Origin of the sequence: Microbacterium sp. NPDC006705, assembly GCF_044903545.1 — a bacterium.
In the GTDB taxonomy this organism is placed as follows: domain Bacteria; phylum Actinomycetota; class Actinomycetes; order Actinomycetales; family Microbacteriaceae; genus Microbacterium; species Microbacterium plantarum.
Genome location: NZ_JBJDQQ010000003.1, coordinates 16634 through 41935 on the forward strand (window position 1 = coordinate 16634; position 25302 = coordinate 41935).

The window sequence follows — 25302 nt, forward strand, 5'->3', positions numbered from 1 at the left end:
CGTGAACTTCCTTCAGATCCTCAGCAACACCGCGGCGCAGATCCTCGCCCCGGCGACCCTCGGGTACATCCTCGCCGCCATCGGCCTGTCGGTTCACTTCGGCTTCGCGGGCCTGCTCAACATGGGCGTCGCGGGCTTCATGGCGATCGGCGCCTACGGGTTCGCGATCTCGATCCTCACCTTCGGGCTCGCCTGGCCGGTGGCGGCGCTCATCGGTCTCATCGCCGCCGTGGTCTTCGCGCTCGTGATGGGCATCCCGACCCTGCGGCTGCGCGGCGATTACCTCGCCATCGTGACGATCGCGGCCGCCGAGGTGCTGCGCCTGCTCTTCCTCACGTCGGCGTTCCGCAACCAGACGGGATCGGCCGACGGCCTCTCGGGCTTCCAGGCCGGGTTCCGCGCCAGCAACCCGCTTCCGCCCGGACGGTGGGGCTTCGGGCCGTGGACGTACCAGTCCGACCAGTGGTGGGTCATCATCGTCGGATTGATCACGATCGCGATCGTCGTCGCCCTCGTCTGGCTGCTCATGAGCAGCCCCTGGGGGCGCGTCATCCGCGGCATCCGCGAGGACGAGGACGCCGTGCGCTCGCTCGGCAAGAACGTCTTCGCCTTCAAGATGCAGGCGCTCATCGTCGGCGGTGTCATCATCGCGGCCGGCGGCATCGTCACCGCCATGGGCACCAACGTCAACCCGAACGTCTACGTCACCTCGCAGACGTTCTACGTCTGGACGGCGCTGCTGCTCGGCGGCGCGGCCACCATCTTCGGCCCCGTGCTCGGCGCCGTGCTGTTCTGGGTGGTGCGCGCGTTCCTGTCGAACCTGCTGCCGGCCCTCGTCAACATCGGCTGGCTGCCGTTCCTGACCACCGAGCAGAGCCAGATGCTCGTGTTCGTGCTGGTCGGCGTCGCGCTCATGCTGCTGGTGATCTTCCGCCCGCAGGGCATCCTCGGAAGCAAGAAGGAGCTGACCTTTGTCCGCTGATGTCGTACCCCCGACGCCGCGCCCCAAGGCGACCGGCCTGCACAAAGACGATGGCAGCGGCGAGGTCCGCCCCGGCGTCGCGAAGAACGACCCGATCATCGTCGCCGACGGCGTCAAGCGCGTCTTCGGCGGCCTGACCGCCGTCGACGTCGAGCACCTCGAGATCCCGCGCGGCGCGATCACGGCCCTCATCGGCCCGAACGGCGCCGGCAAGACGACCCTGTTCAACCTGCTGACCGGCTTCGACAAGCCCAACGCGGGGTCGTGGTCGTTCGATGGGACCAACCTCGCCGGCATCCCCGCCTTCAAGGCCGCTCGCATGGGTCAGGTGCGCACGTTCCAGCTGACGAAGTCGCTCGGCCTGCTCACGGTGCTCGAGAACATGAAGCTCGGCGCTCCGAAGCAGAAGGGCGAGGGGATCCTCGCCGGCATCCTGCCCTTCCTCTGGCGCAAGCAGGAGGCCGAGATCGAGGAGAAGGCGCGCGGCCTGCTCGCCCGCTTCAAGCTCGACGCCAAGGAGAAGGACTTCGCCGCGTCGCTCTCGGGCGGACAGCGCAAGCTCCTCGAGATGGCCCGCGCTCTCATGAGCGACCCCGTGCTCGTCATGCTGGATGAGCCGATGGCCGGCGTGAACCCCGCGTTGACGCAGTCGCTGCTCGACCACATCCTCGACCTGAAGGACCTCGGCATGACCGTCGTGTTCGTCGAGCACGACATGCACATGGTGCGTCACATCGCCGACTGGGTCGTCGTGATGGCCGAAGGACGCGTGGTCGCCGAGGGCCCGCCCGACACCGTGATGCAGAACCCCGCGGTGATCGACGCCTACCTCGGCGCACACCAGGACGTCGACCTCGGCGTCGTGACGGGCCGGCACGCCGGCGAACTGCCGCCCGAGGCGGAAGAGCTCGTCGAGACGGTTCACGAGCTCGACCAGGCGATCGACGAGGCGCCGACGACGGATGCCGCGGGCACGACGGATGCGGCAGGCGCCGTGGATGCCGAGAAGGATGGGGACCGCAAGTGACCGAGAACGTCGTCGAGCTGTCGGATGTGCACGCTGGCTATCTGCCCGGGGTGAACATCCTCAACGGCGCGAACCTCACCGCGGCTCCCGGCGAGCTCGTCGGGATCATCGGCCCCAACGGCGCCGGCAAGTCCACGATGCTCAAGGCCATCTTCGGGCAGGTGAAGGTGCGCTCCGGCTCGGTGAAGCTGAACGGCGAGGAGATCACCGGGCTGCGTGCCAACAAGCTCGTGTCGAAGGGCGTCGGCTTCGTGCCGCAGACGAACAACGTCTTCCCGAGCCTGACGATCGCGGAGAACCTGCAGATGGGGGCGTATCAGCGACCGAAGGTCGTCGCGGAGCGCACCGACTTCGTGACATCCATCTTCCCCGACCTCGCCAAGCGCCTGCAGCAGCGGGCCGGATCGCTGTCGGGCGGCGAGCGCCAGATGGTCGCGATGGGGCGCGCGCTGATGATGGATCCCTACGTGCTGCTGCTCGACGAGCCCTCCGCGGGCCTGTCGCCGTCGCGCCAGGACGAGGCTTTCCTGCGGGTGTCGGAGATCAACAAGGCGGGCGTGACGACGATCATGGTCGAGCAGAACGCCCGACGCTGCCTGCAGATCTGCGACCGAGGCTACGTCCTCGACCAGGGCCGCGACGCCTACACGGGCACCGGCCGTGAGCTGCTCAACGACCCCAAGGTCATCGGCTTGTACCTCGGCACGCTGGGGACCTGAGCCCGCTTCGCCTGGTTGGGGGCGATTCCTCCCCCGCGAGAGATGCGCGCGGGCGACGCACAAGGCGTGGGCGTTGAGCCCCGCGGGGCGGACTACACCGGGAGAATCGGGGGGATGCCGCGACTCCCGGAACCTCTGCCTGACGCCCTCGGCGAAGCGTTCTCGTGCGCCGATGCGTCGGCCGCGGGCGTATCGCTCAAGCGTCTGCGTGCCCTGGATCACGACATCCCGTTCCGCGGGGTGCGCCGGAGAGCGGGAGCCGGGGAGGCCGCGGCGACCGGCCCGCTCGCCGAGGATCACGCTGCGCGGCAGCGGGTGCTCGACCGCGCGCGGGCGTATGCCCAGATCATGAGCGGACACGCCTTCTACTGCGGGCGCACAGCCGCGGTGCTGTGGGGAACGGGTGCTCTGCCCTCCGGTGAGCTCGAGGTCGGGGTCGTCGCGCCGGAACGCGCGCCGCGGCGGCGCGGCATCCGCGGACGTCAGCTCGCGCCGACGCACGTCGAGGTGAGGACTCTCGGGGGCCTGCGGCTGTCGTCACCGGCGTCGACGTGGGCAATGCTCGGGCGGGACGCCGGCGTCCGCGAGCTGGTGCGGATCGGCGACGCGCTCGTGCGGGTGCCGCGCGGCGATCGTGGCCGGCGCCGCCCCGAGGCGCGGCTGTGCACGGTGGATGAGCTCGCCGAGGCGGTCGCCTTCGGGAGGCGCGTCGGTTCCGCGAAGCTCGTCGAAGCGTTGAGCCTGGTCCGCGAGGGGGCGATGTCTCCGCTGGAGACCGACTTCCGGCTCGCCGTCGTCGGGGCGGGGCTGCCCGAGCCGCTGCTCGACCAGGAGATCCGCGATGGCTCGGGGCGGCTGGCGGGGATCGCGGATGCCGTCTGGCCCGAGTACCGCGTCATCGCCGAGGTCGAGGGCGACCACCATCGCACATCGCGGAGCCAGTGGGCGCGCGACATCGAGAAGCACACCGCCTACGTCGCTCTCGGCTTCGAGGTGGTGAGGCTCACGTCCGCGCACATCCGCCCCACCGGCTCCGCGGCGGTGGCGCTCGTGCGCGGTGCCCTTCGGCGCCGCGGGTGGTCTCCCCCGAACTGACCCCGCGCTTCACCTGGCAGCTCGCGCCCACACACGCGCCAGGAGCGGGCACCAACTGCGAACCCACGCGCGAGCGCGAGCCCACACAGCGCTCACCTGGCAGCTCGCGCCCACACACGCGCCAGGAGCGGGCACCAACTGCCAACCCACACCCCGAGCCCGCCCCACGGCGCGCACGACGAAGGGCCCCGGCCAGGAGACCGGGGCCCTCGTGCGCGGGGATCAGCCGACGCGGACGAACTCGTAGTTGTTGTCGTCGCCGTACTCGAAGACGCCGATGGATGCCTCCGTCGGGTCGCCCACCTCGTTGAAGGTGATCGGGCCCGAGACACCGTCGTAGTCCGCGGCCTCACCGGCGATGATCAGGTCGGCGCACTCCGCGAAGGTCGTGCACTTCGTGCCTTCGCCCGAGCCGCCGGAGACCGCCTGCAGGTTCGCGGCGACGTCGGGGCCGGCCGTCGATCCGGCCTGCAGCGCCGCGAGGGCCAGCAGCACGACGGCGTCATACGACTCCGGCCCGTAGGTGAAGTCCTGCAGCTCGGCGTTGCCGGCACCGGTCCAGAACGCCTGCAGGTTGTCGCGGAAGGTTGCGATCGACGCGGGGTCGACGGCGGGGTAGGTGCCCTTCGCGCCGGCCATGGTGCCGGCTTCGAAGTCGTCGCCGAAGTTCGCCAGGTTCCCGTCGACGAGGTACAGCTGCTCGGGGGCCACCTCGGCACCGATCAGCTCGGGGATGATCGTCTTGACCTCTTCGAACGTGATCAGGGCGATCGCGTCCGGGCCGGCTGCGAGCACGTCCTCGACCTGGGCCGAGAAGTTCGTGTCACCGGTGTTATAGAGCGAGGTCGCGACGACCTCGCCGCCGGCAGCCTCGAAGGCGGCCTTGGTGAAGCACGCGAGGCCGGTGCCGTAGGCGTCGTTGAGGACGATCATGCCGAGCGTCTCGTTGCCGTCGGCGCCGATCAGGTTGCCGAGCACCTCGCCCTGCAGGACGTCCGAGGGAGCGGTGCGCCAGTAGAGCCCCTTGTCCTCGTAGCCGGTGAAGGCGGCCGAGGTGTTCGCCGGCGAGAACTGGATGGCGTTGGCGGCGATGACCTGGTCGATGAACTGCAGCGACGTGCCCGAGGACGCCGCGCCGATGATCGCCGTGGCGCCTTCGCCCAGCAGTCGCGGGATCTCCGTCTCGTACGCCTTGTTGTCGGTGTCACCCGAGTCGCCCTGCTTGAGGTCGATCGTGATGCCCTTGCCCGCGGCGTTGATCTCCGATGCGGCGAACTCGGTCGCCGAGATCTCGGGCGGGCCGAGGAAGGCGAGGTTGCCGGTCACGGGCAGAGCCGTGCCGATCGTGTAGGTGAGGTCGGTGCCGGGACCGGTGGAGGTCGAGGTGTACTCGGGGGTGTACGACGCGGGCTCGGCCGCTTCGCAGTCGATGGGGAAATCGGCCGAGGAGTTCCCTTCGGCGTCACCCGATGCAGCCGGTTCGCTGCCTCCGGCACAGCCTGCGAGGACGAGGGCACTCGCGCCGATCACGGCGATACCGCCGAGGACCTTCGCGGTGCGGGAACGGGTGAGAACGCCCATTGTGCTCCTTGATGAGTGGGAACGCGGCACCGAAGCCCCGCGAGGTTGGGTCAAACCTAGTGGTGCCGCTGCATCAGGGATGTTGCGATGTGTTAACGGTCTGTTACGCGACCTGATCGTTACTTCCGGCCCGCGGCGTCCCGCGCGATGACGCGGGTGGGACCGGTGCCACGTCAGACGACGGGGGCGACGTCGGATGCCTCGTCGACGCGTTTCGGACGACGAGCGGCGCGCAGCGAGTCGACGCTGAGCACGACGAGGGCGAGCCAGACGAGCCCGAAGCCGATCCAGCGCTCGAGAGGCATCGGCTCGCCGAGGATCCAGGCCCCCGTGATGAACTGAAGGATCGGCGCGACGAACTGCAGCAGGCCGATCACCGTGAGGCTGCTGCGACGGGCGCCGGCGGCGAAGAACAGCAGGGGCACGGCGGTGACGATCCCGGCGAGGGTCACCAGCGCGGTGTGGCCGGGGCTGACCGAGCCGAAAACGAGCCCGCCGGTGACCGCAACGATGATCGCCTGCACGATCGCGACGGGCGCCAGCCAGAGCGACTCGAGGGTCAGGCCGCTCACGGCGTCGACCGAGGGCCCGATCTGCTTCTTGACCAGTCCGTAGGTGCCGAAGCTCGCGGCGAGGGTCAGGGCGATCCACGGGAAGGCCCCGTAGCCGATGACGATGACGCCGACCGCGACGGCGGCGATGCCGATCGCGACCCACTGGGCCACTCGCAGCCGCTCCTTCAGGACGAGGACGCCGAGGAGCACCGTGACGATCGGGTTAATGAAGTACCCGAGGCTCCCCTCGATCACGTGCCCCGTGAGGGTGCTGATGAGGAAGACCTGCCAGTTCACGTAGATGAGCAGCCCCGCCACGATGGTCCACAGCACCAGGCGCGGCGTGCGCAGGATCGCGATCAGCTTGCCCCAGGCCCGGAGCACCGTGAGGAGGATCGCGCAGAACACCAGCGAGAACAGGATGCGCCACGACACGACCTCGAACGGCCCCATCGGGGCGAGCGTGAGGAAGTAGAGGGGCATGAAGCCCCAGAGCACGTAGGCCGAGAAAGCGTAGATCCCGCCGAGCGAGCGTTCACGGGCGGGATCGAGGGGTGTCACGAGCCAAGCATAGGACGGTCATGACACGGCGAGGTCACGACGGACTGCCATCCGCCGCCGCACGCCTGCCATGACGAAGGCCCGGATGCGATGCACCCGGGCCTTCGTGGAAGAGCTCTGCGTCAGCGGACGACGACGGCGAGGACGTCGCGGGCCGAGAGCACGAGGAACTCGTCAGCGCCGAACTTGACCTCGGTTCCGCCGTACTTGCTGTAGATCACGCGGTCGCCGACGGCGACGTCGAGCGGAACACGGTTGCCGTTGTCATCGATGCGGCCGGGGCCGACCGCCACGACCTCGCCCTCCTGGGGCTTCTCCTTGGCGGTGTCGGGGATGACCAGACCACTCGCAGTGGTCTGCTCGGCCTCGACCTGCTTGATGACGATGCGGTCCTCGAGCGGCTTGATGGAAACCGACACGGTCTACCTCTTTCTTCGACAAGACTTGTTGGCAATCTCACCCTGAGAGTGCCAACTCCGAGTCTAGGGGGACGTTGGCACTCACGCAACGCGAGTGCCAACACCCCTGAACCGGCCGCACCGCCCCGCGTAGGCTGTCGTGGTGGATCACGCCGAGCTCTCCGCGTTGCTGACCCCCGAGGGACTCCGTCTGGTCGACGCCCTCCGGATCTCGTCTACGGCGGATGCCGCGTCGGCCGTGTCGCGGCTGCGACGCGAGGGCCTTTCCCCCGACCTCGTGTCGGCCGTCGTCGGGCAAGCCCGGCTGCGCGAGCGCGCGCGGGCGAAGTTCGGTCCGTTCGCCGATCGGATGCTGTTCACCCGGGCCGGCCTCGAGCAGGCTACGCGTCTCGTTGTCGCCGCCCGCCACGCCGGCAGGTTCCGCGATGCCGGCATCGCCCGCGTCGCCGACCTCGGCTGCGGCATCGGCGGCGACGCCCTGGGGTTCGCCGGCATCGGACTCGAGGTCCTGGCCGTCGACGCAGACGAGATCACGGCCGCCCTGGCCGCCTACAACCTCGCCCCGTTCGGTGCAGCCGCTCGCGTGCGCCACGGGCGGGCGGAGGAGACCGATCTCGACGGCGTCGATGCCGTCTGGCTCGACCCCGCTCGCCGCACCTCGGGCCACAGCGAGACGCGGCGCATCGCGGCATCCGACTACACGCCGTCGCTCGAGTGGGCCTTCGACCTCGCAGGTCGGATGCCGACGGGCATCAAGCTCGGCCCTGCGTTCGACCGCGACGACCTTCCCACCGACGGCGAGGCGCAGTGGATCAGCGCGGACGGCTCGACGATCGAGCTCGTCCTCTGGTCGGGCGCTCTCGCTCGCCCGGGCGTCCGGCGGTCCGCCCTCGTGATCCGCGGCGATCGTGCCGCCGAGCTCACCGCCGCCGATGATGCTCCGGACGTCGATCCGCGCGATCTGGGCGCCTACCTGCACGAGCCAGACGGCGCCGTCATCCGCGCTCGGCTGATCGGCGACGTGGCCCGCTCCCTCGACGCGGGGATGCTCGCCGGCGGCACGGCGTACATGACCTCCGACACGGGGCGTACCAGCGCGTTCGCGACGACGTTCCGGGTGCGCGAGGTCCTGCCGCTGAAGACCCGCGAGATCGACGCCGCGCTCAAGCGCGCAGGGATCGGCATCCTGGAGATCAAGAAACGCGGGGTCGACATCGATCCCGCGCAGTTCCGCAAGAAGCTGAGCCTGTCGGGGAGCGCGTCGGCGACCCTCTTCCTCACGCGCGTCGGAGACCGCCGGGTGGCCGTCCTCGCCGACCGCGTCGAGGACGGTGAGGGCCGCCCCGGCGACGGGGCTCAGTCCAGCAGCCCGGCCTGAGCCGCCGCCCAGACGAGCCAGCCCGCGCTGTAGAGGATCGACAACGCGGCGAGGCCGAGCGCCCACACCGCGACCCCGCGACGCTCCCACGGTCGGCGCAGCGCCAGCACCGCCATCACGACCGCTGCGATACCCAGCGGGAACGCCCACCCGACAAACAGCGACAGCACGAGGGCCACGATCGCCAGCGCGAGCGCCCACGCCCCCGACCGCGGCAGGATCTCGGGCGCCGGGGCCCACTCGACGCGCGGCTGCGACGCAGCGGGCTCGGCGCGCGGGCCGACCTCGGGGCTGCTCAGCAGCGGTGTCGGCTGCGTGAACTCGCGCTGGAACCCGCCGCGGTGCTCGCCCGGAAGCCTCGCGGCCTCGGGAGCCGACGCGACGTCATCCGTCGGCGCTGCCACGGCGGGGCGCCGACTGCGCCGACGGTCGTCGCTCACCCGCGTACCTGGATCTCGGTGACCGGAAGCGTCGAGTCGGCGCCGAACGAGAGGGTCGACGGCTCGGCGCCCGAGGAGATGAGCTCGGCGGCGAGCGCAGCGATCATCGCCCCGTTGTCGGTGCACAGGCTCAGCGGCGGGATGCGCACCGCGACGCCCGCGGCGGCGGCTCGTTCGAGCGCGACCTCGCGCAGCCGGCGATTGGCGATCACGCCGCCGCCGAGGAGCAGCCGGGGCACGCCGTGCTGCGCGCACGCGTCGAGCGCCTTGGTCACGAGGACGTCGACGACCGCTTCGCGGAAGGATGCCGCGACGTCGGCGACGGGCACGGTCTCGCCCGCCGCCTCGCGCTGCTCGATCCAGCGCGCCACGGCGGTCTTCAGCCCGGAGAAGGAGAAGTCGTACCGGTGCGCGGCCAGGTCGGACGCTCGGGAGAGTCCGCGCGGGAATCGGATGGCGTCGGGGTCGCCGCCGGCTGCGGCGCGGTCGATCTCGGGGCCTCCGGGGTAGGGCAGACCGAGGATGCGGGCGATCTTGTCGAAGGCCTCGCCGGCGGCGTCATCCATCGTCTCGCCGAGCATCTCGACGTCGGAGACCAGATCGCGGACGAGGAGGAGCGAGGTGTGTCCGCCGCTGACCAGGAGGGCGACGGTCGGGTACTCGACGTCGTCACCGGTCAGGATGTCGGCCGCGATGTGACCGACCAGATGGTTGACCGCGTAGAGCGGCTTCCCGAGCGACACGGCGAGGGCCTTCGCAGCCCCGACGCCGACCATGAGCGCGCCGGCCAGCCCTGGGCCGCTCGTGACGGCGACCGCGTCGAGCTCCTGCAGCGAGACGCCCGCTTCGGCCACGGCGGCCTCGATCGCCGGCTGGAGCGCCTCGAGGTGGGCGCGCGCGGCGACCTCGGGCACGACGCCGCCGTAACGGGCATGCTCGGCCATCGAGCTCGCGATCGTGTTCGACAGCAGCGTGCGCCCGCGGACGATGCCGATGCCGGTCTCGTCGCAGCTGGTCTCGATCCCCAGCACGAGAGGTTCGGAGCGGGTCAGGTCGATGGTCATCGGTCGGTCCCTCCCTCACCGCGGAGGTTCAGCTGCATGATGATCGCGTCGACGTCGTCGGGCTGGTAGTACCGCGGACGGCGGGCGATCTCGACGAACCCCTCCGAGACGTAGAGGGCCTGGGCGACGGGGTTGTCGGCGCGCACCTCGAGGAAGAGCTCGCGAGCGCCGCGGTCGCGGGCTTCGGCGATGAGCGCCCGCAGCAGGGTTCGGCCGCGACCGGTGCCGCGCCGGGACGGTTCGAGGGCGATGGTCTGGATGTCGGCGTCATCCGCGCCCCGCACCGACCGGACACCGCCGTAACCGACGACGCGATCGTCCTCGACGTCGACGAGGTAGCGCCCGTGCGGCGAGGCGAGCTCTGCGGACATGGCGGTGCGGCTCCACGCATCGGTGGGGAACGACGCCTGCTCGAGCGCCATGATCGCGTCGAGGTCGTCACCGGTCGCGGTCCGCAGGCTCACGTGCCCACCTTCTTCGGTCCGGCCGGCACCGTCACGTCCGGGGCGCGGAGGTACAGGGGCTCGGCGGCCGACGCGTCGGCGGCGCCCGCCGACAGTCGTTCGGCCGCGATCCGGGCGAGGGCTGCGGCACTGATGGATGTCGTCTCCGGCAGCTCCGAGGCGGGAGCTCCGAACAGGGCGAGGGGCTCGGTCGACGCGCGCGGCACGAGATGCGCGTCGGTGAGGCGCACCGGCATCCCCCGTTCGACGCGATAGATCGAGACGGCGACCTCGCGACGGCGGGCATCGGTCACGATCGCGACCGGCTCGCCCTCGACGGGAGCCGCGCCGGCGGTGGCGTACGCGGGATCGACGTGTGCGCGCGCCGCAGCATCGTGGCTCGCGACCGCGATCAGGGGGACGCCGCGCCCGAGGGCGAACGCCCGTGCGGCCGCGATCCCGACCCGCAGTCCCGTGAACGGACCCGGCCCCATGCCCGCGGCGACGGCCGTGATCTCGACGGGGTCGACCCCCGCTTCGTGGAAGACGCGCACGAGCAGATCGCCGATGACCTCGGCGTGACCGCGGGGGTCGCGGCTGACGACCTCGGCGCGGACACGGCCCGCGGGGTCGACGATCGCGACGGCCGTGCCGATCGAGGTGTCGATGCCCAGAATCACGTCACCCAGGGTAGCCCGGGCCGTGCGGCCTCGCGCTCAGGGGCGCCGCGTGACCGTCACGAGGCGCGGGGCCGCGTCGGCCATCTCCGCTGCCGCCGGGCCGCTCGTGCCGCAGGCGTTGTCGAGCCCGGTGCCGCTCCAGCCCCGCTCGAGCTCGATCTCCCACCAGCTGTCGCGAAGACCGTCGACCATGCCGTGTCCCCACTCGACGATCGTGACACTGGCGTCCAGGTCGAGATCGAGGTCCGACAGCTCCGCCGGGGACCCCAGGCGGTAGGCGTCGACATGGATCAGCGGCGGACCGTCGACGAGCGAGGGGTGGGTGCGTGCGATGACGAAGGTCGGACTCTGGATCGGTCCGCGGACGCCGAGGCCGGCGCCGATCCCCCGGGTCAGCGTCGTCTTGCCAGCCCCGAGAGGCCCGGTGAGGACGACGAGCTCGCCGGCGCGGAGCCGCGATCCGATCTCCCTCCCCCAGGCCTCCATCTCGTCGGCCGAGGTCACCTCGCGTTCGCCGAGGTAGTCGTCCATTCCGCTCATCGCAGGCCTCCCGTCATCTCGGACGATACCGCCGTGCGGTGCACCCGCGGGCCGATACGGGTGACGATCTCGTAATCGATCGTGTCCGCGGCATCGCCCCAGTCGGCGGCGGCGGGAAAACCCAGCGTGGGGTCGCCGAAGAGCACGACCTCGTCGCCGATCGAGACGTCGGCGTCACCGACGTCGACGACGAACTGGTCCATCGCGATCCGGCCCGAGACCGTGAACCGCCGGCCGCCGATGACCACCGGCCCGCGGCCGGAGGCCTGCCGGGGCACGCCGTCGGCATAGCCGAGCGGGACCAGGGCGAGCGTCGTCTCGGACGCGGTGCGGTGCGTGTAGCCGTACGACACGCCTTGGCCGGCCGGCACGCGTCGCACCGCGGCGACCGAGGTGCGCAGGGTCATCGCCGGCAGCAGCCCGAGGTCTGCCGAGGAGCGTCCCGGAAGCGGAGAGAGTCCGTAGATCGCGAGCCCCAGGCGGACGCAGTTCAGCCGCGTCTCGGGCAGCGCGATCGCCGCGTTCGACGCGGCGATGTGGCGCAGCGGCGGATGCACCCCCGCCGCGCTCGCCTCAGCGAGAGCGTCGTGGAATCGGGCGAGCGCGGCGCGGTCGTCCTCGATGCTCGTGTTGGAGAGGTGACTGAAGACGCCGATGACGCGCAGCTGGCCGATGCGCTCGAGTCTCGCCGCCTCCGCGCAGACGCGCTGCCACTCGCGCGGCTCGACGCCGTTGCGCCCGAGCCCGGTCTCCACCTTGAGGTGCACACCGACGGAGCGCCCGACGGATGCTGCCGCCGCGGCGGCCTGCAGCTGCGCGAAGCTCGAGATCCCGAGCTCGACGCCGTGCTCGGCCGCCTCGCGGAAATCCGCGCCGGGCGCGTGCAGCCACGCGACGATGGGGGCGGTGATTCCCGCTCGGCGCAGGGCGACGGCCTCGGCGATGTCCGCCACGCCGAGTCGCGTCGCGCCACCCGACAGGGCCGCGGTCGCAGCACGCACGGCGCCGTGCCCGTAACCGTCGGCTTTCACGACGGCGATGATCTCGGTCTGGACGAGACGCCGCAGATGACGGACGTTGTGCTCGATCGCCTCGACGTCGATGAGGGCTTCGCGCAGCGGGCGTACGGTCACGATGCGGCCTCGGCGATCACGTAGGCGGTGGCGAGGTTCGCATCGTGCGAGAGCGACAGGTGCACCGCCGTCACGCCCCGTGCGGCCACCGTGGCGGCCGTCTCACCGGTGAGGGCGAAGACCGGACGCCCCGAAGACTCCGACGCCACCTCGATGTCGACCCAGTGCACGCCCTCCGAGCCGCCGAGGGCCTTGATGAGCGCCTCCTTCGCGGCGTACCGGGCAGCGAGAGACCGGGGCTTGAGGGCGCGCTCGGCGGGCGAGAAGAGCCTGTCGAGCAGGCGAGGGGTGCGTTCGAGCGAACGCTCGAAGCGCGGGACGTCGACCAGGTCGACGCCGATGCCGACGATCACGGCATCCCCTTCCAGCCCGACGGACTCACTCGACGGTGACCGACTTGGCGAGGTTGCGCGGCTGGTCGACGTCGAGGCCCTTGGCGGTGGCCAGGCCCATGGCGAAGATGTGCAGCGGAACCACCGCGAGAAGCGGCTCGAACAGCGGCTCGGCGAGCGGGATGCGCAGCACCTCGTCGGCGAACGGGAGGACGGCGGCATCCCCCTCTTCGGCGACCGCGATGATGCGCGCGCCGCGGGCACGGATCTCCTGGATGTTGGACACGACCTTCGCGTGCAGCAGGGGCGAGCTCGTCGGCGAGGGCACCATGACGAACACCGGCTGACCGGGCTCGATGAGGGCGATCGGGCCGTGCTTGAGCTCTCCGGCGGCGAAGCCCTCGGCGTGGATGTAGGAGATCTCCTTGAGCTTGAGCGCGCCCTCGAGCGCGATCGGGTAGCCGACGTGACGGCCGAGGAAGATCACCGAGCGGGTGTCGGCCATCCAGTGGGCGAACTGCTCGATGTGCTCCTGCTCACCTGCCAGGACCCGGGCGATCTTCTCCGGCACGGCCTCGAGCTGGGCGACCTGCCGGGCGATCGCCTCGTCGGACAGGGCACCGCGCACGCGGCCGACGTGCAGGGCCAGCAGGTAGAGCGCGGTGATCTGCGCGACGAACGCCTTCGTGGACGCGACGGCGACCTCGGGGCCGGCGTGGGTGTAGACGATGGCATCGGACTCGCGCGGGATCGTCGCGCCCTGGGTGTTGCAGATCGACAGCGTCTTCGCGCCGGCTTCACGGGCGTACTTGACGGCCATGAGCGTGTCCATCGTCTCGCCGGACTGGCTGATGGAGACGACGAGTGTCCGCGGGCCGATGACGGGATCGCGGTAGCGGAACTCGTGGGCGAGCTCGACGTCGACGGGAACGCGCGCCCACTGCTCGAGGGCGTACTTGCCGACCATGCCGGCGTACGCGGCGGTGCCGCACGCGATGACGATGACGCGATCGATGTCCGTGAACAGCTCGTCGAGGCCGTCGAGTTCGGGGATCTGCACGAGACCGTCGTGCACGCGCCCGCGGATGGTGTTGGCCACGGCCTCGGGCTCCTCCGAGACCTCCTTGGCCATGAACGACGACCAGCCGCCCTTGTCCGCAGCAGCGGCATCCCATACGACCTCGAACGGCTCGACGTCGACGGCGGCACCGGAGAAGTCGGTGACCGTGACCTCCTGCGGGGTGATCGCGACGATCTCGTCCTGGCCGATCGCGAGCGCGTGGCGCGTGTGCTCGACGAAGGCGGCGACGTCGGAGCCGAGGAAGTTCTCGCCGTCGCCGAGGCCGATCACCAGCGGCGAGTTGCGGCGGGCGCCCACGACGAGACCGGGCTGGTCGCGGTGCAGGGCCAGGAGCGTGAATGCCCCCTCCAGGCGCGACACCGTCGCGCGGAACGCCTCGACCAGATCGCCGGATGCCCGGTACTCGCGGCCCAGCAGCACAGCGGCGACCTCGGTGTCGGTCTCGCTGCGGAAGGTGTATCCCTCGGCGACGAGCTCGGACTTCAGCTCGGAGAAGTTCTCGATGATGCCGTTGTGGATGACCGCGAGCTTGTCGTCGTCGGCCAGGTGCGGGTGCGCGTTCGCGTCGGTCGGGCCGCCGTGCGTGGCCCACCGGGTGTGACCGATTCCCGTCGTGCCGTCTGCCAGCGGGTGCGCGGCCAGGTCGTCGCGCAGCACCTGCAGCTTGCCCGCGCGCTTGCGTGTTCCCAGGCCGCCCTCGCCGTCGATGACGGCGATGCCGGCGGAGTCGTAGCCGCGGTACTCGAGGCGGGCCAGACCCGAGATGAGGATGTCCTGCGAGGGACGAGGACCCACGTAGCCGATGATGCCGCACATGGGCTCCATCCTAGATCGGGAGCCCCGGCGCTCGATCTCAGCCGGACGCGGGCCCGCGCAACGCTGCCAGCACGGCGTCGACCACCTCGAGATTGGAGAAGACCGCGTCGTGCCCGCACGCGCCGCCGAACGGCGGTGCGGCGACCTGGCCCGACAGGATCATCCCGACTCCGCCAACGCCGGGCGGGAGGTCTCTGCGGCATGTGACCACCGTCGTGTCCGCCGCTCCGGCGAGGGCGGACGTCTCGGCGACCAGACCGTCGCCGAGGCGGGCCTCCCCGGTCTTCCCCGATGGGAGCGGCATCGCGACGACGGCGGACGCCGCGATCGCGTGCACGTGCAGACCCGCCGGCCAGTCGGGCAGATCGGCGAGCTCCGCCGACCCGGCGCGCAGGGACGTACCTGCCGGGCCGAGGGCGGCGATACCCGTCCGGATGACGGGTGGCAGATCGCAGCCGCCGCGCGCGTCTTCCGCGAGCTGCTTGTTGCAGACCGCGCCGATCCAGGGCAGCACGAGGTTCTGCAGCACCGGCACCGTCGACATCGTGGCGCGGATCGCCCCGGCGATGTCGACCGCGACATTGGCGATGTCCGAGCCTTGCGTGGGAGCGGCGACCGTGACGACCTCGCCGATGAGCGCGGCGATGTCCGGGGCGTCGCGCAGGGCGTACCGCAGGGCCAGCCCGCCCATCGAATGGGTCACGACGTCGACCGGGCCGTGGACGGCGTCGGCTATCGAACGGATCGCGGCGGCGAGATTGTCGGCCGAACCGGTCGAGCCGACCCACCCGGCGGAGTTCGCGGAGTAGTCGAACGCGTACACGGCGACCCCCGGCCGCGCTTCGAGCCGCTGCTGCAGCGACGCCGTCATCCCCCGCGCCACCGGCGCACCGGAGCCGTCGCGCCACTGCACCGGGCGAGCGAACGGCGACCGGGCGTAGGAGCGCTGGCCGTCGGCGTCGGGGAGGACGGTGCTCAGCCACCCGTGGACGAGCAGCACCGCCCGCGAGTCCGGTTCCGCCTGCTCGCTCAGCCGCACGACACGGTCGCCGAGCGCCACGGCCGGGCCGGCCACTGCCGCAGGCGCGAACGCGGACGACGCCGCCGCGGGAGCGAGGGTCGCAGTCGCCGCGAGCACGACGACCGTGCTCAGCGCGACGAGGGACCGCCACCGGGACCGCCGGCGGCGCAGCCGCGAGCGCGCGCGTAACGCACCGCGCACGAGCGCGCGCGAACGCCGCCCCAGTTCCATGGATCCATACCTAGCAGGTTGCGGTGACGGGTGCGTAACAGAAGACACCGGAGCTTAGCGAGCACTCGCTGACAGAACGCCGGGTCGAGGCAGTCAGACCTTCCGCAGGAGCACGCGCTCGACGGCGTGCGAAGCGCCCTTGTGCAGGATCAGTGTCGCCCGGTGCTTCGTCGGCAGGACGTTCTCGACGAGGTTCGGGAGGTTGATGTCGTTCCAGAAGCCGCGCGCCATCGCCACCGCTTCGTCGTCGTCCAGGTCGGCGAAGGTGTTGAAGTACGACGAGGGGTTGTTGAATGCGCCCGCCTTGAGCGCCATGAAGCGCTCGACGTACCACTGACTGATGTGCTCGGCATCCGCATCGACGTAGATCGAGAAGTCGAACATGTCGCTGACGGCGACCTCGTGCGGCGCGGGCGGCGGTGCCAGGACGTTCAGCCCCTCGACGATCACGACGTCGGGGCGGCGGACGGTGATCTGCGCGTCCGGGACGATGTCGTACCGCATATGCGAGTAGAACGGGGCGTGCACCTCGGGGGCGCCGGACTTCACCTCCGTGAGGAACTCGATCAGCGCGCGGCGATCGTAGCTCTCGGGGAAGCCCTTCCGAGCCATCAGCCCGCGACGCTCGAGCTCGGCGTTGGGATACAGGAAGCCGTCGGTCGTGACGAGCTCCACCCGGGGCGTCCCGGGCCAGCGACTCATCAGCTCGCGAAGCAGACGCGCGACGGTCGACTTCCCGACGGCGACCGATCCGGCCACGCCGACGACGAAGGGCGTCGTGCTGTCCTGCTCGCCGAGGAACGCGTCGGTGTCGGCCCCGAGGCGCCGGGTCGCGCTGGCGTACAGCGAGAGCAGCCGACTGAGCGGGAGGTAGACCTGCGACACTTCACCGAGGTCCATCCGGTCCCCGAGTCCGCGGAGCTGGACGATCTCGGTCTCGGTCAGCGGCTGGGTCACACCCGCCGCGAGCCGGGACCAGTCGGAGCGGTCGATCTCGCGGTACAGGGCGGGAGCGAGCGGCGCCAGCGCCTGCACATCTTCAGGGGACATCGCGCTCATCGTAACCCCCGGCCGGAGGCCCGGCGGCGCTGGCGGCCTGCCACTACTGTGAACCTGTGCGTCTGGGAGTCCTCGACATCGGTTCGAACACCGTCCACCTGCTCGTCGCCGATGTCCGCCCCGGAGGGCGCCCCCTCGCCCGGACGAGCAAGCGGACGGTGCTGCGACTGATGCGCTATCTCGAGCCCGACGGCTCGATCAGCGACGACGGCGTCCGCGCCCTCGTAGCCGCCGTGACCGAGGCGGTCGCGGTGTCGCGCACGGAGAACGTCGCTGAGCTCCTCGCCACCGCCACGAGCGCCGTGCGCGACGCCGCGAACGGACCGCAGGTCATCGCCGCGATCGAGGAAGCCCTGGGGCAGGACCTGCAGGTGCTCGGCGGCGAGTCGGAGGCGCGCTTCACCTTCCTGGCGGTGCGCCGCTGGTTCGGCTGGTCCGCGGGCGAGATCCTGCTGTTCGACATCGGCGGCGGTTCTCTCGAGATCGCGGCCGGCAGTGACGAGCTGCCCGACACGGCCGCCTCGGTGCCGCTCGGCGCAGGCCGGATGACGGTGCAGTTCCTGCCCGCCGACCCGCCGGGCGAGGATGCCGTCGACGTCCTGCGGGAGCACGCGCGCGCGACCCTGAAGCCGATCGTCGCGTCGATGGCGGACAGCCCTCGACCCGACCACGTCGTCGGCTCCTCCAAGACCATCCGTTCGCTGGCGAAGCTCGCGGGCGACCCGGTGCCGGGCTGGTCGGGGATCGAGCGGATGACCCTGCCCCGCTCGGCGCTGAACTCGTGGATCCCGCGGCTCGCCCGCATCCCGGCATCCGCCCGGCAGGAGCTCCCGGGGATCACCGCCGACCGCACCTTCCAGATCGTCGCGGGCGCCGTCGTCCTCCACGAGGCGATGCGCGCGTTCGACGTCGACGAGCTCGAGGTCTCGCCCTGGGCGCTGCGCGAGGGAGTGCTTCTCCGCTACATCGAGTCGCTGTCATGGAGCGCTCCGCGTCCCTGACCGTCGATCACCCGACGTCCGCGCCGACCGGCACGGAGGCTTCGAGAACGACGTCGCGGCCGTTCTGGAACACCCGCGCCGACGGTCCGAGCCCGGCGAGGCCCAGGCCCGTCGCCGCACCGGCGTCGCTGCGCAACCGCCCGGGGGTGCGGACGCGGACCGACAGGGATGCCCCGTCGGCGGCGCCTCGCACCTCGATGTCGGCCGAGCGGGCCGCGGCATGCTTGACCGCGTTCACGAGCCCTTCGGCCACGACCGCGACGACGCGCGTCGTCACGAGGGCGTCCGACATGGCGACCGTCGCAGCAGGATCCACCGCGGAAGACACCGTCAGCACGGGTCGCCAGATCGCCACGGTCTCGGCGAGGTCCGCCGCTCGCGCCGCCCCGGGCCGACGGGCCCCGAGGGCGTCGGTCAGCCCCGCGCTGATCGCGAGCTCGAAGTCGCGGATGTCGCCGGGCGTCGCGATCTCGTCGTCCACGCGGGCCGCGAGGATCACGCACGTGCTCTGGACCCGGCTGTGAAGGACGTCGGAGGCATGCGCCAGGTCCTGCCTCGTGCTCGAGGTCTGGTCCGCGGCGGAGCGGACGAGCGCCTGCAGCGCACGGCCCAGCCGACGGGTCTCGACCCGGCCCCGGTGGATCGCCTCGGCACACAGCGCCGCCACGATCGCGATGCCGGGCAGTGCGATCGCCGGGATGACGGGGATGAAGCTGGGCAGCCCCACGACGACCGCCGCCGCCGCGGCCACCACGATCCCCGCGCCGAGCCACAGCCCGACGAGGCGTCTCCCCCGTCGCAGCGCGGACGAGCGGCAGGCGATGCCGCGGGTGAGCCGGTCGACCGCGAGGCACAGGGCGACCACCCCGACGATGAGGACCGCCGCGAAGACGGGGCCCTCGGTGCGCAGCGCGAACGGCGCGCTCCCCGCGGCGAAGATGACGCCGACGAGGCCCGGCGCCGGCGGACGCAATCGCTCGAACACGGTGCGTGCCATCTCGATCGCCGACGGCCCCGCGTCGTCGGGAGAGATGTCGGCGAGCTCGAGCCCCGCGCGATCTCGGGCGCGGTGGCTCACCGAGCGGACGCCGTCGGAGAAACCTCGCACGCGCTCGAAGTCGAGCGGGGAAGCGACGAGAGCGGCCAGGGCGGTGCGCAGGGCGCTGATCTCGGACGTGAGGAACTCGCGCGTGTCCCGTTCGTAGCGACCGGCGCGGCGCTGCTCGTCGGTCACCGTCCGCAGCGCGTCGGCGAGGCGCGTCCTCGCGGTCCGCGAGCTGACGTAGAGCTGTTCGGTCACGGCCACGAGTGACAGCACGCTCACCCACGCGACGACGTTGGTCACGATGCGCTCGCTCCACGCGGGGTCGGTTCCGAGTCCGAACGCACCGACCGCCAGAGCGTCGTTGAGGAAGGGCCGCGCGACGGCCGCGGCGACGAGAGCCGCCAGCACGAGCACCCCGCGTGCCGTCGATGACGGTATCCGTCGTTCCGCGAGGACGACCGGCAGCAGGGCCACAGCCAGGATCCCCGCGACGAGCAAACCGGAGAACTGCGCCGACAGCAGCTCCAGGGGCGTGTCGACGGTCGCGTACGGGGCGAGGACGATGGCGGAGACGGGAACGGCGACGAGGGCGCTCCAGGGTGTGAAGAACCGCCCGCTCGACACGGCATCCCACCAGATCGCGACGCCCGGACGAACCCGCGCTCGATGTCGCGATGTTCGCCCCCGGCTCACATCCGCCCCCTCGACTTCGGCCGGCCGCTGCCGCACCGGCCGAAATCCTAGCGAATCCGAGCGACGTCGCCGTTAACGCGCGCATCATAAGCTCGGCTGGAGTCGGCGGCACGCGCTGGGATCGGGTGGCGCCCACCCGGATTTCACCTGGGATCAGGTGCCGCTCGGCACGGCCGACGACACGGGCGCCGAGATCCGACTGCGGACCACCGTGACCGCGATCGACCGCGACGGGCGCACGGTCGAGGACGAATCCGGCGAGCGCTTCGGCTACCGTCGGCTGCTCCTCGCGACCGGTTCACGCCCGCACGAGGTCGATGCGCCCGACAGCGACCGGGTGCTCTTCTTCCGCTCCGCCGACGACTACCGGCGGCTGCGCGAGCTCGCCGCCGAGGGCGAGCGGATCGTCGTGGTCGGCGGGGGCTACATCGGCGCGGAGCTCGCCGCCGCCCTCGTGCAGAACGGCGTGGGGGTCGATCTGGTCTTCCCGAGCACCACACTCGGCGACGGCACGTTCCCGCCTCCGCTCGCCGAGCGGTACCAGCGGCTGTTCCGAGACGCTGGTGTGCGCCTGGTGCCCGACCGCCGGGTCGAGGAGGTGGTCACGGACGCGTCGGCCGACGGCCTCGAGGTCGTGCTCGACGACGGATCGCGGCTGCGCGGCGACGCGGTCGTGCTCGGCCTCGGCGTCTCGCCGGTGACCGACCTCGCCGAGCAGTCCGGGCTCGCCGTCGATGACGGGGTCGTGGTCGACGCGTGCCTCGCCACGACCGACGACGCGATCTGGGCGGCCGGCGACATCGCCTCGTACCCTGACCGGCTGCTCGGTCGCACCCGCGTCGAGCACGTGGACAACGCCCAGGAGATGGGCCGGGCGGCCGGGCGATCGATGGCGGGCGGCGGCGAGGCCTACCGCCACACCCCGTACTTCTACTCGCAGGTGTTCGACGTCCGGTGGGAGGCGGTCGGCACCCTCGACCCCGATCTCGACACCCTCGTCGTGGAGACCGGCGACGACGAATCCGGACCGCGGACAGTGGTGTACTACCGCGACGAGACGGGCGCGCCGGTCGGCGTGCTGCTCTGGAACGTCGCCGACGCCACGGATGCTGCGCGCCTCGTCCTCGCCGACGCGCCCACCGATGAGGCGGAGCTGCGAGGACGGATCACCTGAGCGCTCCTCAGTGAATACTGAGCGGATTCTGATGGTTCACTCAGGCGGTGTCAAGCCGTTTCCTCGCCTCCGTCGACACTCCCTAGCTTCTCGGGCAGACGCGCGCCCCGCGGGGCGGCGGTCGCCCGCGTGACGATGGTCACGCGGCTCCGTTCGATGATGAGGGGGACCCGGTGGTCGATGCGAGCACGGGAACGAGGAAGCGGCCCACGACCCGGAGGGGAGGACGCGCACCCGACCGGCCGCCACGACGCTGGCTCCCGTTCCTGGCGGCGGGAACAGCGCTCGGCCTGACGGCGGGCTCGCTGGGCGCCGGCGCGGCGATCGCGGCGCCCACGGACCGCGCGGAATCGGAGGCGGTCTTCCTGTCGAGCAGTGGAGCGCTCGACCTGGACAGCGTGGCGGCCCTCGCGGGCGCCTACGGCGCCTTCCCGCCGGCATCCGAGTCCTCCAGCTCGCTGGACCTCTCGCTGCTGAGCGCGATCGACATCGGCCTCGGGCTGCAGCTGTTCGGACCGAACAGCATCGTCGCGCTGGGCGCGACCGAGCAGTATCAGCGGAGCACCGCTGCCGAGGCGTACGCCGCGACCGGCCTGCTGGCAGCCGACGGCGCCATCGCCGTCGGGGACGGCAGCCCCGGCCAGAACACGACGCTCAACCTCACGCCCGTCCTCGGCGCCGTGGGGGCCGACGGGCTCATCAGCGAGCTGTCGGTGGAGCTGGGCGCGGTTTCGGCATCCGCTCTCGCGACCCGCGCGGCGGGCGGCGTGACGACCACCGGCGACTATCAGATCGCCAGCGGTCTCGTCTCCGCGAACGCGCCCGCCCTGACAGACCTCACCGCCGCGCTGGATGCCGACCTCGCGGCGATCGGCGAGTCCGTCACGGCGCTCGGTGCGACCGGCGGCCCCATCGACACGACGGTGGGCGGGCTGCTCGGCGGCATCGACACCGTGCTCGAGACCGCCCTCGGCGGCCTCGTCGACCTCGAGGACCCCACCGTGACCACGGGACTCGCTCTCGACCTCAGCGGGGTCCTGGACACGGCGACGGCGACTCCCTTCGTCTCCGGCCCGCTGACCGTGACTCTCAGCACGGGCGAGATCGTCATCGATCTCGACGAGGTGTACGACCTGAACGCGCTGGCGCCCGGGACCGAGCTCATCGACGCGGCGACCCTGAACGGCGAGGTGACGGCTGCGCTCAGCGACATCCTCACCGCTCAGCTGCCCGCACGCGTCGGAACGGCGCTGACCGCGACGCTCAACGGGACGGCGGCCACCATCGTGATCGACACCGGTGTCGCGGTCGCGCTGCCGCTGCTGCCCCCAAGCGTCGGCGACCTCACCATCAGGGTCGACGGCACCGTCGGCGGGCTGCTCGGCACGCCCGGCTCGGCCGCACCGGTCGTGACCGCTGACGGGACCCTGCTCGGACTGCCGCTCGGGCCGCTCGCCGACCCGATCGTCGATGTCGTGGTCGACTCGATCCTCCCGGCCGTCGGCGACCTCATCGAGACCGTGCTCAGCACCGACGCGGTCGAGGACCTGGTCACGACGGCGGCGACCGGCACCGTGACGACACTCGCGCCGCTGGTGGACGTGCTCCAGGATGTCGTGTCGCTCACCGCGAACGTCCAGGAGACCCCGGGCGACTTCCGCGACCCGCGCGGCTTCGACGACGGCTCCTTCACGCAGCGCGCGCTCGTCGTCGCCGTCGCACCCGCGCTCCTGGGCGTGGAGCTGAACCTCGCGTCCGCGACCGTGCGGGCCGTGCCGCTCGCTGTTCCGGCGGACCTGACGATCGACCCGGCTCGCGGCCCGGTGACCGGCGGAACCACCACCACCATCTCGGGAACGGGACTCGACTCCGTGACCGCCGTCGACTTCGGGGGCGTTCCGGCCGATTCGTTCACGATCAACCCGGACGGGACGATCACCGCCGTCACCCCGCCGCAGGCCGTGGCGGGAGTCGTTGCGGTGACCGTCACGAACGTCGACGGCGCCGATGACTCGCTCGCGTTCGAGTACTTCGACGTCACCGCCGTGGATGCGATCGCGCCGCCGTCGGGCTCGACGCTCGGCGGCGACACCGTCACGATCACCGGAACGTGTCTGACCGGGACGACCGCCGTCCTGTTCGACGGCGTCGCCGGAACCGGCCTCACCGTCGTCAGCGACACGCAGCTGACCGTGACGACACCGGCCGGAACCGCGGGCGTGGTCGACGTCGAGATCGTCAACCCCACCGACTGCGGCGGCACCGTCGTCGACGACGGGTTCGTCTACGTCGAGCCCGGCGCACCGACTCTCGCCACGATCACTCCGGAGCGCGGCACCGAGCTGGGCGGCACGGTCGTGACGATCACGGGTGAGGGCTTCACCGGGACCACCGCGGTCACCTTCGACGGCATCGACGCCACCGACTTCGAGGTCGTCAGCGACACCGTCATCGAGGCCACGACGCCGGCCCACGCGCCCGGTGTCGTGGACGTCGTGGTCACGAACGAGGCGGGCGCGTCGGCACCGCTGGACTTCGAGTACGTCGACGTCGCCGAGATCGATGACGTCACCCCCGGCAGCGGGCCCGAGGCCGGCGGCAACACCGTCGTGATCACGGGAGACTGCTTCACCGGTGCCACCGGAGTCACCTTCGGCGGAATCCCCGCGACGAGCTTCACCGTCGACGGGCCGACCCAGATCACGGCGGTCGTCCCCGCGGGGACGGCCGGCGCCGTCGATGTCGTCGTGGTGGGTGCGGGCGACTGCGGCACCGCGGAGATCCCCGACGGCTATGAGTACGTGGCACCGCCGGTCGTGACCGACCTCGAGCCGGCATCCGGCCCCGAGACGGGCGGGACCGTCGTGACGATCGACGGCGAGGGCTTCACGGGCACCACCGGCGTCAGCTTCGGCGAGACGGCCGGCACGGACCTCGAGGTGGTCAGCGACACCGAGATCCGGGTGACGACGCCTCCGGGCGCACCCGGGACGGTTCCCGTGGTGATCAGCCACCCCGGCGGCGACGTCGTCGCGGGCGACTTCGAGTACCTGGACGTGCCCGCCGTGACGTCGATCGACCCGGCGACCGGGCCCGAGGACGGTGGCACGGTCGTGACGATCATCGGCGAAGGCTTGCTCGGAGCCACCGCGGTCACGTTCGACGGGATCGCGGGCACCGACCTCGAGGTCGTCAGCGACACCGAGATCCGAGTGACGACACCCGCGCACGCGCCGGCACTCGTCGACGTCGTGGTGGTCCACCCGAACGGCGACAGCGCACCGTTCGACTTCACCTACGTCGCGGGAACGGAGATCGACGGTGTCACTCCTCCGGGCGGACCGGAGGAGGGCGGGAACACCGTCGTGATCACGGGCTCGTGCTTCACGGGCGCGACGGCGGTCCTCTTCGGCGGCGTGCCGGCGACGAGCTTCACCGTCGACAGCGACACGCGCATCACCGCGGTCGTCCCGGCCGGCACGGGCGTCGTCGACGTCGAGGTCGTGGGGGCTGCCGCGTGCGGCAGCGAGACGCTGCCGGACGGCTACGAGTACACCGATGAGCCGGTCATCGGCACGATCGCCCCGGATCGCGGACCCGAGACCGGCGGAACCGTCGTGACCATCACGGGCACGAACTTCACGGGGACGACATCGGTCACCTTCGACGGCGTCGCGGGGTCGGCTCTGACCGTCGTGTCGGACACCGAGCTGCGCGTGACCACTCCGGCCCACGCAGCCGGTGACGCCGCGGTGGTCGTGACCACCCCGGCGGGGTCGAGCGACGCGGGTGCGTTCACCTTCTACCCGGTCGCCGACATCGGCGGGGTCGCGCCGGGCACCGGCCCGATCTCGGGCGGAACGGTGGTCACCATCACCGGGCAGTGCTTCACCGGGGCGACCGCGGTGCTGTTCGGCGAGGTGCCCGCACAGTTCGAGGTGATCAACGACGGCGTGATCCGCGCGATCTCACCGTCGGCTGCGACGACAGGAACGGTGCCGGTCACGGTCGTGGGCGCGGGCGAGTGCGGCACGGCCGTCGAACCGGGCGCGTTCACCTACGCGGCAGGTTCGGCCGGGTCCGCGTCCGGATCGAGCGGCAACGGCAGCAGCTCTCTCGCTGCCACCGGTGGAGACGGCGACGGGGCAGGCGCGCTCGCGATGACGGCGCTGCTGCTCATGCTCGGCGGGGCGCTGATGATCGCGCGACGCCGGCTCGCCTGAGCCCTGAGCC

The 25302-nt window shown here is 71.5% G+C and carries 22 protein-coding genes; 8 read left to right on the forward strand and 14 right to left on the reverse strand.

The features are described from left to right. Position 1 precedes the first annotated feature (1 nt). From ACI2K6_RS13985 to ACI2K6_RS14000, 4 genes are all read left to right on the forward strand, one after another. Positions 2–982 (forward strand): branched-chain amino acid ABC transporter permease, encoded by a 981-nt coding sequence (locus ACI2K6_RS13985; protein WP_269268837.1) that lies wholly within the window; start codon positions 2–4, stop codon positions 980–982. Continuing rightward, a complete protein-coding gene (locus ACI2K6_RS13990) occupies positions 972–2009 on the forward strand; it encodes an ABC transporter ATP-binding protein (RefSeq protein WP_114587620.1) in 1038 nt (345 codons plus the stop codon). The genes ACI2K6_RS13985 and ACI2K6_RS13990 overlap by 11 nt, the downstream gene beginning before the upstream one ends. Further along, on the forward strand, positions 2006–2728 hold the full coding sequence (locus tag ACI2K6_RS13995) for an ABC transporter ATP-binding protein (RefSeq protein ID WP_091503903.1): 723 nt from the start codon (positions 2006–2008) through the stop codon (positions 2726–2728). The genes ACI2K6_RS13990 and ACI2K6_RS13995 overlap by 4 nt, the downstream gene beginning before the upstream one ends. A gap of 114 nt (positions 2729–2842) precedes the next feature. After that, a complete protein-coding gene (locus ACI2K6_RS14000; RefSeq protein WP_404568865.1) occupies positions 2843–3823 on the forward strand; it encodes a hypothetical protein in 981 nt (326 codons plus the stop codon). Positions 3824–4045: 222 nt separating this feature from the next. Here ACI2K6_RS14000 and ACI2K6_RS14005 read toward each other — a convergent pair whose 3' ends face one another. The 3 genes from ACI2K6_RS14005 to groES form a co-directional block, all read right to left on the reverse strand. Next, positions 4046–5404 (reverse strand): ABC transporter substrate-binding protein, encoded by a 1359-nt coding sequence (locus ACI2K6_RS14005; protein WP_112617893.1) that lies wholly within the window; start codon positions 5402–5404, stop codon positions 4046–4048. Between the two features lie 173 nt (positions 5405–5577). Further along, complete coding sequence (rarD, locus tag ACI2K6_RS14010; RefSeq protein ID WP_274179352.1) at positions 5578–6519, reverse strand: EamA family transporter RarD; 942 nt, start codon at positions 6517–6519, stop codon at positions 5578–5580. 122 nt (positions 6520–6641) lie between these two features. Then, positions 6642–6938, reverse strand: coding sequence for a co-chaperone GroES (groES, locus tag ACI2K6_RS14015; RefSeq protein ID WP_023954390.1), 297 nt, complete (start codon positions 6936–6938; stop codon positions 6642–6644). Between the two features lie 142 nt (positions 6939–7080). Between groES and ACI2K6_RS14020 the strand changes: the two genes are divergently transcribed. Beyond that, the gene (locus ACI2K6_RS14020) at positions 7081–8316 is read left to right on the forward strand and encodes an SAM-dependent methyltransferase (RefSeq protein WP_404568866.1); all 1236 of its coding nucleotides are present in this window, start codon (positions 7081–7083) and stop codon (positions 8314–8316) included. Here the strand turns inward: ACI2K6_RS14020 and ACI2K6_RS14025 are convergent. The 10 genes from ACI2K6_RS14025 to coaA form a co-directional block, all read right to left on the reverse strand. Beyond that, the gene (locus ACI2K6_RS14025; protein ID WP_112617890.1) at positions 8295–8756 is read right to left on the reverse strand and encodes a hypothetical protein; all 462 of its coding nucleotides are present in this window, start codon (positions 8754–8756) and stop codon (positions 8295–8297) included. The genes ACI2K6_RS14020 and ACI2K6_RS14025 overlap by 22 nt on opposite strands. Continuing rightward, positions 8753–9820, reverse strand: a complete 1068-nt coding sequence (tsaD, locus tag ACI2K6_RS14030; protein WP_404568867.1) for a tRNA (adenosine(37)-N6)-threonylcarbamoyltransferase complex transferase subunit TsaD — start codon at positions 9818–9820, stop codon at positions 8753–8755. The genes ACI2K6_RS14025 and tsaD overlap by 4 nt, the downstream gene beginning before the upstream one ends. Continuing rightward, positions 9817–10284 (reverse strand): ribosomal protein S18-alanine N-acetyltransferase, encoded by a 468-nt coding sequence (gene rimI, locus ACI2K6_RS14035; protein ID WP_112617889.1) that lies wholly within the window; start codon positions 10282–10284, stop codon positions 9817–9819. Before rimI ends, tsaD begins: the two co-directional genes overlap by 4 nt. After that, positions 10281–10943, reverse strand: coding sequence for a tRNA (adenosine(37)-N6)-threonylcarbamoyltransferase complex dimerization subunit type 1 TsaB (tsaB, locus tag ACI2K6_RS14040; RefSeq protein WP_274179356.1), 663 nt, complete (start codon positions 10941–10943; stop codon positions 10281–10283). The genes rimI and tsaB overlap by 4 nt, the downstream gene beginning before the upstream one ends. Positions 10944–10979: 36 nt before the next feature. Further along, positions 10980–11483 (reverse strand): tRNA (adenosine(37)-N6)-threonylcarbamoyltransferase complex ATPase subunit type 1 TsaE, encoded by a 504-nt coding sequence (gene tsaE / locus ACI2K6_RS14045; RefSeq protein ID WP_354449936.1) that lies wholly within the window; start codon positions 11481–11483, stop codon positions 10980–10982. Continuing rightward, positions 11480–12616: an alanine racemase gene (gene alr, locus ACI2K6_RS14050; protein WP_404568868.1), complete on the reverse strand. Its 1137-nt coding sequence runs from the start codon at positions 12614–12616 to the stop codon at positions 11480–11482. The genes tsaE and alr overlap by 4 nt, the downstream gene beginning before the upstream one ends. Beyond that, positions 12613–12969: a holo-ACP synthase gene (locus tag ACI2K6_RS14055; RefSeq protein ID WP_112617885.1), complete on the reverse strand. Its 357-nt coding sequence runs from the start codon at positions 12967–12969 to the stop codon at positions 12613–12615. Before ACI2K6_RS14055 ends, alr begins: the two co-directional genes overlap by 4 nt. 25 nt (positions 12970–12994) lie before the next feature. Then, on the reverse strand, positions 12995–14845 hold the full coding sequence (gene glmS / locus ACI2K6_RS14060; protein ID WP_404568869.1) for a glutamine--fructose-6-phosphate transaminase (isomerizing): 1851 nt from the start codon (positions 14843–14845) through the stop codon (positions 12995–12997). A gap of 37 nt (positions 14846–14882) precedes the next feature. Continuing rightward, the gene (locus ACI2K6_RS14065) at positions 14883–16097 is read right to left on the reverse strand and encodes a triacylglycerol lipase (protein ID WP_274179359.1); all 1215 of its coding nucleotides are present in this window, start codon (positions 16095–16097) and stop codon (positions 14883–14885) included. 93 nt (positions 16098–16190) lie between these two features. Then, positions 16191–17147, reverse strand: coding sequence for a type I pantothenate kinase (gene coaA / locus ACI2K6_RS14070; protein WP_404568870.1), 957 nt, complete (start codon positions 17145–17147; stop codon positions 16191–16193). Between the two features lie 65 nt (positions 17148–17212). Between coaA and ACI2K6_RS14075 the strand changes: the two genes are divergently transcribed. Then, positions 17213–18157: a Ppx/GppA phosphatase family protein gene (locus tag ACI2K6_RS14075; RefSeq protein ID WP_269268822.1), complete on the forward strand. Its 945-nt coding sequence runs from the start codon at positions 17213–17215 to the stop codon at positions 18155–18157. A gap of 7 nt (positions 18158–18164) precedes the next feature. On the opposite strand, the gene ACI2K6_RS14080 is transcribed toward ACI2K6_RS14075, so the two are convergent. After that, positions 18165–19895: a hypothetical protein gene (locus tag ACI2K6_RS14080; protein WP_404568871.1), complete on the reverse strand. Its 1731-nt coding sequence runs from the start codon at positions 19893–19895 to the stop codon at positions 18165–18167. Positions 19896–20052: 157 nt separating this feature from the next. On the opposite strand from ACI2K6_RS14080, the gene ACI2K6_RS14085 reads away from it, so the two are divergent. Continuing rightward, the gene (locus ACI2K6_RS14085; protein ID WP_404568872.1) at positions 20053–21069 is read left to right on the forward strand and encodes an NAD(P)/FAD-dependent oxidoreductase; all 1017 of its coding nucleotides are present in this window, start codon (positions 20053–20055) and stop codon (positions 21067–21069) included. Between the two features lie 173 nt (positions 21070–21242). Beyond that, on the forward strand, positions 21243–25292 hold the full coding sequence (locus ACI2K6_RS14090; protein ID WP_404568873.1) for an IPT/TIG domain-containing protein: 4050 nt from the start codon (positions 21243–21245) through the stop codon (positions 25290–25292). Positions 25293–25302 lie beyond the last annotated feature (10 nt).

Coding starts and splice junctions, on each gene's coding strand:
- ACI2K6_RS14000 (WP_404568865.1), top strand. CDS start 2,843: ATGCCGCGACTCCCGGAACCTCTGCCTGACGCCCTCGGCGAAGCGTTC.
- ACI2K6_RS14005 (WP_112617893.1), bottom strand. CDS start 5,404: ATGGGCGTTCTCACCCGTTCCCGCACCGCGAAGGTCCTCGGCGGTATC.
- tsaD (WP_404568867.1), bottom strand. CDS start 9,820: ATGACCATCGACCTGACCCGCTCCGAACCTCTCGTGCTGGGGATCGAG.
- tsaE (WP_354449936.1), bottom strand. CDS start 11,483: ATGAGCGGAATGGACGACTACCTCGGCGAACGCGAGGTGACCTCGGCC.
- glmS (WP_404568869.1), bottom strand. CDS start 14,845: ATGTGCGGCATCATCGGCTACGTGGGTCCTCGTCCCTCGCAGGACATC.
- ACI2K6_RS14065 (WP_274179359.1), bottom strand. CDS start 16,097: ATGGAACTGGGGCGGCGTTCGCGCGCGCTCGTGCGCGGTGCGTTACGC.
- coaA (WP_404568870.1), bottom strand. CDS start 17,147: ATGTCCCCTGAAGATGTGCAGGCGCTGGCGCCGCTCGCTCCCGCCCTG.